Source organism: Pseudomonas tremae, from assembly GCF_023278125.1.
Lineage (GTDB): Bacteria > Pseudomonadota > Gammaproteobacteria > Pseudomonadales > Pseudomonadaceae > Aquipseudomonas > Aquipseudomonas tremae.
On the sequence record NZ_CP066270.1, the window covers coordinates 5,203,992 to 5,217,838 of the forward strand.

Annotated in this window: 14 protein-coding genes; 2 read left to right on the plus strand and 12 right to left on the minus strand. The window is 58.8% G+C overall.

Going from position 1 to position 13,847, the window contains the following annotated elements; translation table 11 throughout:
* Positions 1 to 486: 486 nt before the first annotated feature.
* The 6 genes from etfB to I9H09_RS23460 form a co-directional block, all read right to left on the minus strand.
* Complete coding sequence (etfB, locus tag I9H09_RS23435; RefSeq protein ID WP_055003632.1) at positions 487 to 1,293, minus strand: electron transfer flavoprotein subunit beta; 807 nt, start codon at positions 1,291 to 1,293, stop codon at positions 487 to 489.
* Positions 1,283 to 2,503 (minus strand): electron transfer flavoprotein subunit alpha, encoded by a 1,221-nt coding sequence (gene etfA / locus I9H09_RS23440; RefSeq protein ID WP_122312075.1) that lies wholly within the window; start codon positions 2,501 to 2,503, stop codon positions 1,283 to 1,285. Before etfA ends, etfB begins: the two co-directional genes overlap by 11 nt.
* Positions 2,503 to 4,464, minus strand: a complete 1,962-nt coding sequence (gene dgcB, locus I9H09_RS23445) for a dimethylglycine demethylation protein DgcB (RefSeq protein ID WP_053931807.1) — start codon at positions 4,462 to 4,464, stop codon at positions 2,503 to 2,505. The genes etfA and dgcB overlap by 1 nt, the downstream gene beginning before the upstream one ends.
* Before the next feature lie 61 nt (positions 4,465 to 4,525).
* Entirely contained in the window at positions 4,526 to 6,586 is a 2,061-nt protein-coding gene (dgcA, locus tag I9H09_RS23450) for a dimethylglycine demethylation protein DgcA (RefSeq protein ID WP_005896295.1), read from the minus strand.
* A gap of 15 nt (positions 6,587 to 6,601) precedes the next feature.
* Entirely contained in the window at positions 6,602 to 7,132 is a 531-nt protein-coding gene (locus I9H09_RS23455) for a DUF5943 domain-containing protein (RefSeq protein ID WP_005896293.1), read from the minus strand.
* A gap of 84 nt (positions 7,133 to 7,216) precedes the next feature.
* Positions 7,217 to 8,194: a dipeptidase gene (locus I9H09_RS23460; protein ID WP_005896291.1), complete on the minus strand. Its 978-nt coding sequence runs from the start codon at positions 8,192 to 8,194 to the stop codon at positions 7,217 to 7,219.
* 228 nt (positions 8,195 to 8,422) lie between these two features.
* Here I9H09_RS23460 and I9H09_RS23465 point away from each other — a divergent pair, with 228 nt between their 5' ends.
* Together I9H09_RS23465 and I9H09_RS23470 are read left to right on the plus strand one after the other, a co-directional pair.
* Positions 8,423 to 8,833, plus strand: coding sequence for a lysozyme inhibitor LprI family protein (locus I9H09_RS23465; RefSeq protein ID WP_122346880.1), 411 nt, complete (start codon positions 8,423 to 8,425; stop codon positions 8,831 to 8,833).
* 56 nt (positions 8,834 to 8,889) lie between these two features.
* Positions 8,890 to 9,309, plus strand: a complete 420-nt coding sequence (locus I9H09_RS23470; RefSeq protein WP_005896287.1) for a DUF3010 family protein — start codon at positions 8,890 to 8,892, stop codon at positions 9,307 to 9,309.
* A gap of 223 nt (positions 9,310 to 9,532) precedes the next feature.
* Here I9H09_RS23470 and fba read toward each other — a convergent pair whose 3' ends face one another.
* The 6 genes from fba to epd form a co-directional block, all read right to left on the minus strand.
* Complete coding sequence (fba, locus tag I9H09_RS23475; protein WP_003372623.1) at positions 9,533 to 10,597, minus strand: class II fructose-bisphosphate aldolase; 1,065 nt, start codon at positions 10,595 to 10,597, stop codon at positions 9,533 to 9,535.
* A 112-nt stretch (positions 10,598 to 10,709) separates the two neighbouring features.
* Positions 10,710 to 11,036 carry an MliC family protein gene (locus I9H09_RS23480; RefSeq protein WP_005896284.1) on the minus strand — a complete coding sequence of 109 codons (327 nt, stop codon included), beginning with the start codon at positions 11,034 to 11,036 and terminating at the stop codon, positions 10,710 to 10,712.
* A 34-nt stretch (positions 11,037 to 11,070) separates the two neighbouring features.
* Entirely contained in the window at positions 11,071 to 11,268 is a 198-nt protein-coding gene (locus tag I9H09_RS23485) for a hypothetical protein (RefSeq protein ID WP_122324860.1), read from the minus strand.
* 86 nt (positions 11,269 to 11,354) lie between these two features.
* Positions 11,355 to 11,588 carry a putative periplasmic lipoprotein gene (locus I9H09_RS23490; protein WP_024670433.1) on the minus strand — a complete coding sequence of 78 codons (234 nt, stop codon included), beginning with the start codon at positions 11,586 to 11,588 and terminating at the stop codon, positions 11,355 to 11,357.
* A gap of 27 nt (positions 11,589 to 11,615) precedes the next feature.
* The gene (locus I9H09_RS23495) at positions 11,616 to 12,779 is read right to left on the minus strand and encodes a phosphoglycerate kinase (RefSeq protein WP_024670434.1); all 1,164 of its coding nucleotides are present in this window, start codon (positions 12,777 to 12,779) and stop codon (positions 11,616 to 11,618) included.
* A 21-nt stretch (positions 12,780 to 12,800) separates the two neighbouring features.
* Entirely contained in the window at positions 12,801 to 13,844 is a 1,044-nt protein-coding gene (gene epd / locus I9H09_RS23500) for an erythrose-4-phosphate dehydrogenase (protein ID WP_053481016.1), read from the minus strand.
* Positions 13,845 to 13,847 lie beyond the last annotated feature (3 nt).

Consider the following 13,847-nt stretch of genomic DNA (forward strand, 5'->3'; position numbering starts at 1 on the left):
CACCGACCTTGTGGAAAACTTCGCTATCGTTGAATCAGATACGGCATTCACATCTCGTGTATTAATCCGAGCGTGATTGATTATTTTTTATACAAAGCTCTGGAGAGCCCGAATTCAGAGGCTAGCAGACATTCACGAACAACTTATCCACAGAGACGCCAACAGAGATTGTGCACAACAGGCAGGTTCGGCTAGCAGCTTCATGATGTTGTACACAGGCAGCGTGAGTGAAACCAAAGCTTTAATTGATCATTTTTCAAACACTTACCTGCAAGCCCCGCGTTACAAGTACTTCAGCAATCTGCAAACACTTTACCCACAGGCGCACACACAGGGATTGTGTGTAAGTACTTGCACGAGGATGCTGCAGGGCAAACCTGGCAGTTTTGCCAGTATCTGGACGACAGCTACCCGCCCAGAATTTCTTTCAGGACTTTGCGTCGTATCAAGTTCTGTACTGATCTCAACCACCAGAGGTGGCCAGTTTTATCTCACAACCCCCTCGTCCACCAACAGCTTCAGGATTGCGGCGGCTCCCTCCTCAGGGGTCACGCCTTTCAACACTTGCCCGCCGCCGCCACTGGCCTTGGCGGTGGCAGCCTTCATGCGCTCTGCGCCGCTCTTGGCCTTGATCACTTTCAGACGTTTGGGTCGCGGTTTGGCAGGTTGCAAGGATTGGGCTGTGAATAACTCATCGGCGACTGCTGCAACTTCATCGATATCAAACACACCGCGTTGTGCAGGCCCATAGGCGCTCTGCCGGGGGCTGGGGGCTGAGTTATCCACAGTGGCGACGAATGGCAGGCGTAGTTTCAGGCGACGGCGCTGGCCGCGAGGCAAAGCCTGAAGGACAAATGCGGTACCGCCCTGCAGCGACTCAATGTCCACCAACCCTGTTACCAGTGGCCATCCAAGGTGCTCAGCCAGCAGAAACGGCAACATGCCCGAACCCTCGCCTGTTTCAGCCTGACTGCCGGTCAACACGATCTGTGCAGCAGAGTCACTAATATGAGCGGCCAACGCTGGCATCGCATCCGCACCTTGCGGCTGCTCCAGAACGTGCAGCTCATTCAAGCCCATCCCCAGATAGGCTCGCAAGACAGGCTCCTGGGGATCGCCGGCATGCAACACCTGTAAGTTATCCCCAGCCAGTTGCAAGCCAAGCTCCACTGCTCGCGCGTCCTGATCGGCACGGCGTGCACGGCCTGAGGTCGGGTGAGCACCCACGGAAACAAGGCTGATGATGTGCAGGGCAGGCTTATCCACAGATGCTTTTTGTTTATCAAGCCGCATCACGCTTCTCCCCATTGCGCCATGCGTCGACCGCTGCGATCAACGCCGTAAGGATCTCTGCGCTCTCACCGATTATCGAAAGATCAGCGCGCTTGATCATGTCGCAGCCCGCATCCAGGTTGATCGCAATCACCTTGTCGCAGGCGCCGATACCTTGCAGGTGCTGAATTGCGCCAGAGATACCTACAGCCATATAAACCCGCGCCGTGACCCAGGTTCCACTGGCACCCACCTGACGCTCGCGCCCCATGAAGCCATCGTCCACCGCCACCCGTGAAGCACCTTCAGTTGCGCCCAAAGCCGCAGCGGCACGATGGAAAAGATTCCAATCCTGGACGCCATTGCCGCCAGACAAAATGAATTCGGCTTCAGCCATGGGGATAACTGCAGGATCGACGGCAACGGCCCCCAGGTCCTCTATGCGCGAAAGACTGCGCGCCACACCTGTGGATAATTCGACAGCCGATGCTTCGTGTCGAGTTTCGCTGACAGGCTCGGCGCATTCGGCCGTGGCCAGAATCAAGCGCGGCACAGCGCGAACCAAATCTTCACGCCCTGCCCCTGCGCGACTTATGCACTGGCCATCCTTGACCTGCCACACCCGCGTCGCAGGGCGCTCGCCGAGGCTGGCTGCGAAGCGCCGTCCGAGTTCGCCTCCACCCGTACGGCTGTCAGGGAATAACCAATGATGGGGGCTGAACTGGTTATCCACAGCACGCAGTCCGTGCAAGCGCTGCTCAGGGGAATAACCGCTGAACTCATTACCCTCAAGCATCAAGACACGGTCCACGCCCGCAGTATCAAACGCAGTCTCTTTATGCTCATCAAACACCACCGCCAGTACCGCGCCTTCGGCACCTGCCATCTGACGCGCAAGCCCTAGCAGGTCTCGATCATGGCTGCTCAAGCGACCGCCCACCATGTCAGGAACAACGTTGATATAGAACGCTGGCGCAGCGACCACATGCAGCGGCAGCTGGACGTCGGACGCCATCGAGCGCTTGCTCGTGCCGCCCTGCTGCGCGCCACTACGATCTATGCGCTTGATGCCATTGGGGCCGATAAAACCCAAACCATGCACGTTCTTGCGCATCAGACCGTTGGGTCCCATCCAGCTGCTTTGTGCAGGCTGCATGGCCGCATGCAGCGGGTGCAGGCGGTTGCGGGCGATCCATTCGGCACGAGGATCGCGGCGGATAATGTCGCTCATCAATGCACCTCCGCAGGTTCACGTTTCGCGGGAACAGCCGGGCTGGGGATAACTTCTTCGATCAGCGCATCAGCCACCAGCTCGGCGATGTCCTTGATCAACGGTCGAGGTTCGACAACGCCTTCGAGCATGGCCGTGCATTGTGGACAACCTACTGCGACGACTTCAGCCGCAGTTTCGCGGATGTCGTCCATGCGCATGTCGGGAATCCGCTGTTTGCCTGGGATGTCGGTAATAGGCGCGCCGCCACCACCACCGCAGCAGCGAGAACGAAAGCCGGAACGCTGCATCTCTCTGACCTCGATACCCAGCGCACGCAGCACTTCACGCGGCGCCTCGTATTCGCCGTTATAGCGGCCCAGATAACACGGGTCGTGATACGTGACGCTGGCGCCTTTGTGCTGATTCAGATTCAGTACGCCGCTCTGTACCAGTTCGGCCATGAACGTGCTGTGGTGCTGCACCTGGTAGTCGCCGCCAAACGCGCCGTATTCGTTTTTCAGTACATGAAAACTGTGCGGGTCGCAGGTGACGATGCGTTTGAAGCTGTAGCTGGCCAGGGTCTGAATGTTGCGGCGGGCAAGCATCTGAAAAGTCGCCTCATCGCCCAGACGCCGTGCCACGTCCCCGCTATCGCGCTCTTCAAGGCCCAGCACGGCGAAATCCACCTTGGCAGCTTTGAGAACTTTGACAAAAGCACGCAGCGTGCGTTGATTGCGCATGTCGAACGCGCCATCGCCAACCCAGAACAATACGTCCACGGTCTTTCTATCGCTGAGCAGGTTCAGGTTCAGATCCGCCGCCCAGTTCATACGCCCGCCCGGTGCGAAACCGCCGGGGTTATCGGTGGCGATCAGGTTATCCAGTACTTCGGCGCCCTTGTTCGGGGTTGCGCCTTTTTCGAGGGTCAGGTAACGGCGCATGTCGACGATGGCATCAACATGCTCGATCATCATCGGGCACTCTTCGACACATGCGCGGCAGGTCGTGCAGGACCACAGCGTCTCGGCATCCACCAGCCCGTTGACGATAGGCTGATGCGGGTTGCCACCATGTTTACCGAGCGGCTTGCCCTGGCCATCCAGCGATGGGTACGGGCTACCGGCGAATTTTGCGTCGGTGCCGCCGGCAAGGCCGACGACCATGTCTTGAATCAGTTTCTTGGGGTTCAGCGGCTGGCCTGCAGCAAACGCCGGGCACGCTGCTTCACATTTGCCGCACTGCACACAGGCGTCAAAGCCCAACAGCTGATTCCAGGTGAAGTCTTCGGGCTTCTCGACGCCCAGCGGCGCAGTACGATCGTTCAGGTCGAGTGGTTTCAGACCGGTGGAGCGTCCGCCGCCGAAACGCTCAGGGCGGCGATGCCAGGCCAAGTGCAGGGCTCCGGCGAAGGCGTGCTTCATCGGCCCGCCCCAGGTCATGCCGAAAAAAAGTTCGCTCACGCCCCACAACACACCCAGTCCGAGAATCACGACCAGCACCCAGCCGCCGAAATGCTCGGGAAGAATGCCTGCCACTGGCAGAGTGACCAGAAAGAAGCTTGCAGAGAACGCCATCAAGCTTTTCGGCAGTCGCATCCACGGCCCTTTCGACAGGCGCGCAGGCGGGTTGAGGCGACGACGATAGACAAATACTGCACCGACAAACATCACCGCCGTCATCAACAACAGCGCGTAACCGAGCACACGGTTGTGCAGGCCGAAACCATGCACCAAAATAGCCAGCACAATGGATGCGACCGCCCCGCCCGCCGTGGCCACGTGGGTATTGGCGATGTACTTGTCGCGCGCGACTACGTGGTGCAAGTCCACCATGTAGCGCTTGGGCATGGCCAGTAACCCGCCAAGCACGTCGACTTTCGAAGATCGTCCATTGCGCCACATGCCGGCCCTGCGCAAGGCGCCCAGTACCGCGAGGGCCAGAGCGCTGAACAGCAGGATGGGAAGAAGAATGTCTAGCATCTAAAGCTCCAAGGACCAGGCGATCTTGCAGGTCTGCGGCCAGAACCAAAGACAGACGGCTTCAGAAATCCTTGCACAGCCGCAGGCCGTCATAGATCGCCGCATGTGTGTTGCGCTGCGCTACACAGTCGCCGATACGGAACAGCAGGTAACCATCACCCGGCTCGCTCAACGAAGGTTGTGGCTGAATGGCGAACAGCGCGTCGATATCAATCTGGCCCTTGTTGCGCGAGCCTTCCTTGAGCGCGTAATAGATCGCTTCGTCCGGACGCACGCCGTTCTCCACAACCACCTGATCGACAACTCGCTCTTCCTTGGCGCCGGTGTATTCGTTTTCCAGCACGGCAACCAGCTTGTCGCCCTCGCGGTAGACCTTTTCCAGCATCATGTCGCCGGTCATGATCACTTCCTTGGGGTACATGCTGCGGTAGTAGGTCGGGAACGACGTACCGCCGATCGCCACACCCGGCTTGATGTCATCGGTAACAATCTCGACCTGGCAGCCCTTGTCGGCCAGGAAGTCAGCCACCGACATGCCGGTGAACTCGCAGATGGTGTCGTAGACCAGCACGTTCTTGCCCGGCGCAACCTTGCCGTCCAGCACGTCCCAGCTGCTGACTATCAGGCCCTCGGCAGCGCCCCAGTGTTCGTTCTGCTCCACAAAAGGGTGACCGCCCACCGCCAGCACCACGATGTCCGGGCGCAGGTCGAGGATGGTTGCCGCATCGGCCGCAGTACCAAGACGCAGGTCCACTTTCAGGCGCGCCAGCTCCAGCTGAAACCAGCGCGTGATACCGGCGATCTGATCACGTTGCGGTGCCTTGGACGCAGTGGTGATCTGCCCGCCGATGAAGTCCTTCTTCTCGAACAGCGTCACGTCATGGCCGCGCTCGGCGGATACCCGCGCCGCTTCCATCCCGGCCGGACCGGCACCGACTACCACGACCTTGCGCTTCGGCCCGGTGGATTTTTCGATAATGTGCGGCACGCCCATGTATTCGCGGGACGTGGCGGCGTTCTGGATACAGAGCACATCGAGGCCCTGATACTGGCGGTCGATGCAATAGTTGGCGCCCACGCACTGTTTGATCTGGTCGATCTGCCCCATCTTGATCTTGGCGATCAGGTGCGGGTCGGCGATGTGCGCGCGGGTCATGCCGACCATGTCGACATAGCCACCTTCCAGAATCCTCGTCGCCTGATTCGGGTCCTTGATGTTCTGCGCGTGCAGGACAGGGGCCTTGACCACTTCCTTGATCCCGGCCGCCAGATGCAGGAATGGCTCAGGCGGGTAACTCATGTTCGGAATGACGTTGGCCAGTGTGTTGTGGGTGTCGCACCCCGAGCCCACTACACCGATGAAATCGATCATGCCGGTGTCGTCGTAATATTTGGCGATCTGTTTCATGTCTTCATGGCTCAGGCCATCGGGGTGAAACTCGTCGCCGCAGAGGCGCAGCCCGACGCAAAAGTCGGGGCCGACTTCCTTGCGCACTGCCTTGATGACCTCCAGGCCGAAGCGCATGCGGTTCTCGAAACTGCCGCCCCATTCATCGGTACGCTTGTTGACGCGCGGGCTCCAGAACTGGTCGATCATGTGCTGGTGTACGGCTGACAGCTCGACACCGTCGAGCCCGCCGGCCTTGGCGCGGGCCGCAGCGCTGGCGTAGTTGCCGATCACCCGCCAGATTTCTTCTGGCTCGATGGTCTTGCAGGTCGCCCGGTGTACAGGCTCACGGATGCCCGAGGGCGACAGCAGGGTCGGCCAGTGATCACCGTCCCAGCGCGAGCGTCGGCCCATGTGGGTAATCTGGATCATGATCTTGGCGCCGTGCTTGTGCATGGCGTCGGCGAGGTTCTGGAAGTGCGGGATGATCCTGTCGGTCGCCAGATTGACCGACTTCCACCAGCCCTGCGGGCTGTCGATGGCTACGCTGGACGAGCCGCCGCAAATCGCCAGACCAATGCCGCCCTTGGCCTTTTCTTCGTAGTACTTCACGTAGCGGTCTGTGGTCATCCCGCCATCAGTGGCATAGACCTCGGCGTGCGCGGTGCTGAGCACACGGTTGCGGATCGTCAGTTTGCCGATCTGGATCGGCTGGAACATCGCTTCGAAAGCCATAACCCGATCCTCGATTTACAGCGGCTTGACGACAAACAGCCCGTCGTCGTGACCATCTTCGGAGCCGCCGTACACCTGCTCGGCAACCGTACGGATCGAACTGCCACTGGCGGCGAGAATCTGGTCCATCGCACCGGCGAACCAGCCGGTGAACATGTAATCGACCTTGCGCCCGACCTTGCCATAGACGTAAACGAAGCAGGAGTGCTCAAGCTTGACGCTGGCTGTGCCTTTCTCGATATCGATGTCTTCAATGCTGAACAGGCCCCAGCCACGCTGTGACAGGCGCTTCATGTAGTGTTCGAACACCGCAACGCCTTGCAGACCGTGGCATTCAGCCTCTTTCTCACACCAGTGCCAAGCGGATTTGTAACCGGCCTTGTAGAGAATATCGGCGTAGGCATCAGCGCCCAGTACTTCCTCGATCCCCATGTGGTTGTTGACGAAAAAGTGACGGGGCACGTAGAGCATCGGCAACGCATCGGAGGTCCAGACTCCTGTTTCGCTGTCGACTTCGATGGGCAGTTGCGGGGCGATTTTAGCCATGGGGGACAAACTCCAGATGATTCGGGTTACACCCACCGCCGTCAGGGCCGCGGGCGTTCAATTCAATAAGGTATGGCTGGCGGGTTACTCGCCCCAGACATCGGCCAGAACGTTGACCCAGTTCTCACCCATGATCTTGCGCACCACGCGCTCGGAATGGCCGCGCTTGAGCAAGGTCTCGGTCAGGTTGGGAAACTCGCCCACGGTACGAATGCCCAGCGGGTTGATGATCTTGCCGAAGCTGGTCAGGCGGCGGGCATAGCCCTTGTCGTGGGTCAGGTACTCAAAAAAGTCCTGACCGTGCCCCTGGGTGAAATCGGTGCCGATACCGATGGCGTCTTCGCCCACGATGTTCATCACGTATTCGATGGCTTCGGCATAATCGTCGATGGTCGACTCGATGCCCTTGGCCAGAAACGGCGCGAACATGGTCACGCCGACAAAGCCGCCGTGGTCGGCGATGAACTTCAGCTCGGCATCGGATTTGTTGCGCGGGTGTTCCTTGAGGCCGGAAGGCAGGCAATGGGAGTAGCACACCGGTTTTTTGGATTCGAGAATGACCTCTTCAGAGGTTTTCGAGCCGACGTGAGACAGGTCGCACATCACCCCGACGCGGTTCATTTCGGTGACGATTTCACGCCCGAAACCCGACAGCCCGCCGTCACGCTCGTAGCAACCGGTGCCGACCAGGTTCTGCGTGTTGTAGCACATCTGTACGATACCGACGCCGAGCTGCTTGAAGATCTCGACGTAACCGATCTGGTCCTCGTAGGCATGCGCGTTCTGGAAACCGAAAAGGATGCCGGTCTTGCCCAGTTCCTTGGCCTTGCGAATGTCGGCGGTGGTGTGCACGGGCATCACCAGGTCGCTGTTCTCGCGCATCAGCTTCTGGCTGGTGCAGATACTGTTGATGGTGGCCTGAAAGCCTTCCCATACCGACACCGTGCAATTGGCCATGGTCAGGCCGCCCTTGCGCATGTCTTCAAACAGCTCGCGATTCCACTTGGCGATGATCAGCCCGTCAATGACGATGCTGTCGGCGTGCAGTTCGGCTGGGCTCATCAGGCTGTCCCCTTTTTTGGTTCCGGCGCACCGAATCGGCTGTCGGCGCTAATGGGGTCAGCATATGCCGGAGGGTCCTGAGAGCCGGGTGCAAAAACGACAGGGGGTTTGCCGAAAGCGTCAAGATGCGACAAAGGGTGACAGCGTGTCGCCTGTCGGTGTTGCAAACCTGTTCATTGTCTCGCGCTTGAGACAGAATTCAGCGTATCAATGGATCGGAGCGACTCGATGAAAACGTTTTTGCTGACCCTGGCCCTTATGGCAACGGCTGTGACAGGCGTACAGGCTGCTCAGAACCCTGACGCCACGCCTTGCGACGGTGTCGACGATGACAAGCAGACACTTGAATGTTCGGCCTACAGCCGCACGACCGCCGAGCAGTTGCTCAAGGAAAACTTCGACAACCTGCTCAAGTGCGTTCAATCGCAGTTCGTCGCCAACAAGACGCAGTTCAACGATTTTACGAGCAAACTCAAGACCGCCCAGCAAGCTTGGGAGAAGCTGCGCGACGCCGACTGTGCCGTTGAAGTCTTCCCTTCTGCAGCAGGCAGCAAAGCCTTCAGTATCAGTGAGAACGACTGCATCGCGCGGATGAGCGACGAACGCTCGGAATATCTGGAGTCGATAGCTCAGGAATAACGTCTACGATGAGATAACCTGCGTCTTTTATATGAACGAGCTCATCAGGTTTTCTCATGATTATTTGCGGTGTAGAAATCAAAGGCAGCGAAGCCATTTTCGCGCTTGCCACACGGCAGAACAACGGCCTCGCCCATTTGCCGTTAGCCACGAAAAAAATTGCGCTGGAGGACGATGAAGAGCCCGCCAACGTCAAGGCTTTCGCTGCGCATCTGGCCAGCTTCGTGCGCGAGAACGGCGTCAGCCACATCGCCATCAAAAAGCGCAGCAAGAAAGGCGAATTCGCCGGCGGGCCGACCACGTTCAAGATTGAAACCATCTTTCAATTGATGGCCGATTGCAACGTAGCCCTGATCTCACCGCAAACCATCAACGCGCAGAACAAGAAACACACCTTCGCCCTGCCCGACACGCTGAACAAATACCAGCACGAGGCTTACAAAACGGCGTGTGCAGGACTGATGAAAAGCGTTTAAGCCCACACGCAGAGCGTCTTGAACTGCATGCCCACGCGGAGCATGGGCACGATAGGTGTCTTCCACGGGGACGATAGCTGCTTTCCGGGCGCCCATCGTTCCTCACGCTCAGCGTGCGAATGCCTTGCGTGACGCTCTGTGTCACATTTGCGCTGACGCAGCCAGTTTTGGCCAGACATAAAAAAACCCGCATTTCTGCGGGTTTCTTCAATGCTTGATCAACTTAGTTGACCTTGGCATCCAGCTCGCCACGGGCGTAGCGTTCGAACATGGCGTCCAGGGAGATCGGTTTGATCTTCGAGGCGTTGCCAGCGGTACCGAAAGCTTCGTAACGCGCGATACATACGTCGCGCATGGCGACTACGGTTTTGGCCAGGTACTTGCGCGGGTCGAACTCGCTCGGGTTTTTAGCCATGAATTCGCGGATGGCACCAGTAGAGGCCAGACGCAGGTCAGTATCGATGTTGACCTTGCGCACGCCGTGCTTGATGCCTTCAACGATTTCTTCGACCGGCACGCCGTAGGTTTCTTTGATGTCGCCGCCGAACTCGTTGATGATCTTCAGCCATTCCTGAGGAACCGACGAAGAACCGTGCATGACCAAGTGAGTGTTCGGGATGCGCTTGTGGATCTCTTTGATGCGCTCGATCGCCAGAATGTCACCGGTAGGCGGCTTGGTGAACTTGTAAGCGCCGTGGCTGGTGCCGATGGCAATGGCCAGGGCATCGACCTGAGTGCGCTTGACGAAGTCAGCCGCTTCTTCCGGGTCGGTCAGCATCTGGCTGTGATCCAGAACGCCTTCCGCGCCGACGCCATCTTCTTCACCGGCCATGCCGGTTTCAAGCGAACCCAGCACGCCTAGCTCACCTTCCACGGAAACACCGCAGGCATGAGCAAAGGACACCACGCGACGAGTGACGTCGACGTTGTAGTCGTAGTCAGCCGGGGACTTGCCGTCTTCGCGCAGCGAACCGTCCATCATCACCGAGCTGAAGCCCAGCTGGATCGAACGCTGGCAGATGTCAGGGCTGGTGCCGTGATCCTGGTGCATGACAACCGGGATGTGCGGAAACTCTTCGATTGCCGCGAGAATCAAGTGACGCAGAAACGGCGCACCGGCGTATTTGCGGGCACCAGCCGAGGCCTGAACGATCACCGGGGAGTCGGTCTTGTCGGCCGCTTCCATAATGGCGCGCATCTGTTCCAGGTTGTTCACGTTGAAAGCTGGAACGCCGTAGCCGAACTCGGCTGCGTGGTCCAACATCTGGCGCATGCTGATAAGTGCCATTGTCTGTCTCTCTCCCGGTAGGGTCGTTATCGTGCAAGCCTGCCGTAGTGGCGGCTGCTATTCAAGTTATAAGCATCGGCCACGAAAGCCATGCGTGTGTGCGTGATCCGACTTATCGGGCCTTGCAGCCGCGACCGATCAGATCGTTGGTAGCGTCCCAGTAAACCAGGCCTTCGCTACCCTTGTTGACGAATGCCAACACGTTGTTGCTATAAAGGGTGCCGCTGGCGGCACCGGGTTCGGCCTTGAGCCTGAACACCTGCTCGCTCTGGTTCAGACGCACATCGACCTCCTTCTGGGACGAGTCGATATAACGCCAGTGAACCTCAGCGTTACTGTCGCAGACCCAGCGATTCCACGGGTCATTCTGCTGCGGAGTGCCCATGCTCGAACAACCGCCGAGCACTGCCAAAGCCACGAGGGCAAACAAGCCTTTCATCACGTCTCCTGCCTGCCCCCGTCAAACCGCAATATCAAGGGCAGTTCTGTTCCTGTTTACTATCGTCGGCCGGTTCACCCGTGACGTGTGCTTCGACCCGCTGAGCGTTTTCGGTCGTAGGCACATTCACAGCGGCCGGGCTCAATACTTGACACGTCTTGGCATGCGAACCAGAACCGGTACAGCCAGCCAGTGCAACAACACTCATCAGAGCCAGGGCAGGGATCTTCATGGCGAAACTCCTTCCTCGGAAAAGACATCCACTCAATAAAGACCGCCGAGCCCCCTCAATGGTGCCGAGTGTTTTTCAGGCCCGGACTACAGGCAACCAATGCCGCCTGTCGTCCTGGGCATGAACTCGTACCGATCCCAGACCTCCTGACCGCCACGTTTGTAAATCACCGGCACTGTCTCGGCCTGCCAACCTGCCTGATAGCAGCTCAACTGGAGCGGTTGAGTCGGGGAGTCACCCTCCACTTCCTCAGCCACAGGTTTGCCGGCACAACCGGCCAGCAAACCCGCGACAAGAAACCACGGTAACGCCCTGACCATTGACCACTCCTTGTCCAAGGGCATCATTCAGGCCTTGGCACGTTGTTCGAGCATTTCGACCGCTGGCAGAACCTTGCCTTCCACGAATTCGAGGAACGCACCGCCGCCTGTCGAGATATAGGAAATCTGTTCTGCCACACCATACTTGTCGATGGCCGCCAGTGTGTCACCACCGCCTGCAATGGAGAACGCCTTGCTTTCGGCAATGGCCTTGGCGAGCGTCTTGGTGCCTTCGCCAAACTGGTCGAATTCAAACACGCCGACAGGGCCGTTCCACAGGATAGTCCCGGAAGATTTCAACAGTTCGGCGAAGTGCGCTGCAGTTTGTGGGCCGATGTCGAGAATCATGTCGTCATCGGCGACGTCGGCAATCAGCTTGACGGTTGCAGTCGCACTTTCGGCGAACTCCTTGGCAACCACCACGTCAGTCGGCAAAGGCACGCTGACCTTGGCAGCGATGGCGCGAGCAGTGTCGAGCAGATCAGGTTCGTACAGCGATTTGCCTACCTTGTGACCGGCTGCGGCCAGAAAGGTATTGGCGATGCCACCGCCGACAATCAGCTGATCGCAGATCGCGCTCAGGCTATTGAGCACGTCCAGCTTGGTGGAAACCTTTGAGCCCGCCACGATGGCGGCCATTGGCTGTGCCGGAGCGCCCAGCGCCTTGCCCAGCGCTTCGAGCTCTGCCGCCAGCAACGGGCCCGCAGCTGCAACCTTGGCAAATTTGGCCACACCGTGGGTCGAACCCTCTGCGCGGTGAGCGGTGCCAAAGGCGTCCATCACGAACACGTCGCAGAGCGCTGCGTATTTCTGCGCCAGCTCATCGGCGTTCTTTTTCTCGCCCTTGTTGAAGCGAACGTTTTCGAACAGCACGACGTTGCCGGGCTTGACGTCAACGCCGTCCAGATAATCGGCGATCAGCGGAACATCACGACCCAACGCCTTGCTCAGGTAATCGGCAACCGGCTTGAGGCTGTTTTCGGCAGAAAACTCACCCTCGGTCGGACGACCCAGGTGCGAGCAGATCATGACCGCGGCACCTTTCTCCAGCGCCAGCTTGATGGTCGGCAGCGATGCGAGGATGCGTGCGTCACTGCTGACAACGCCGTCTTTGACCGGGACGTTGAGGTCTTCGCGGATCAGTACACGTTTACCCTGCAGATCGAGGTCGGTCATCTTCAACACGGTCATGAGCATTCCTGTTTTTTACTGTTATTGGTCAGCGACGCGCAGAAAGTGATCGGCGACGTCGAGCATTCGGTTTGCAAAACCCCATTCGTTATCGAACCAGGCCAGCACATTGACCAGCCTGGGACCGGAAACGCGGGTCTGACTCGCATCGACGATGGCCGAATGCGGGTCATGATTGAAATCGCAGCTGGCGTGCGGCAGCTCAGTGTAGGCCAGCAATCCCTTGAGCGGGCCGCTTGTGGCGGCCTCACGCAGAAGGCGGTTGATCTCCACGGCATTGGTGTCGCGCGACATCTGCAGCGTAATGTCCAGACACGACACATTGACGGTCGGCACACGAACAGCTTTGGCCTGAATTCGGCCGGCAAGTTCCGGAAGCAGCCGCTCGATTCCTCGCGCCAGACCGGTGGACACCGGAATGATCGACTGGAACGCCGAGCGTGTGCGGCGCAGATCCTCGTGGTGATAAGCATCGATCACCGGCTGATCATTCATCGCCGAATGAATCGTGGTGATGGTGATGTACTCGAGGCCAATCGCCTGATCCAGCAAACGCAGCAGAGGCACACTGCAGTTGGTGGTACACGAGGCCGCAGAAACCAGCAGCTCGCGGCCGGTTAGCCGGTGCTGGTTGATGCCGAACACCACGGTGGCATCGACATCCCGCTCGCTGGCCATCGGCTGGGAAAACAGCACGCGCGGCGCACCGGCGTCCAGAAAACGCTGGCCGTCTTCACGAGTGTTGTAGACACCGGAACATTCGAGCACCAGATCGACCTCGAGACCCGCCCAGTCGACACCTTCCGGCGTAGGGCTGCGCGAGACCTTGATGCGGTGATCATTGATGTGCAGGTATTGCCCTTCGACCCGCACTTCGCCGGGGAACCGGCCGTGAGTGGAGTCAAAGCGCGTGAGGTATTCGAGACTGGCCATATCGGCCAGATCGTTGATGGCGACCACTTCAAACCCGGCCTTGGCCCCTCGCTCGCACAACGCGCGTACAACACAACGGCCAATACGGCCGTAACCGTTCAGAGCAACTTTGTAAGGGCGGGGCTGGGGCATGAA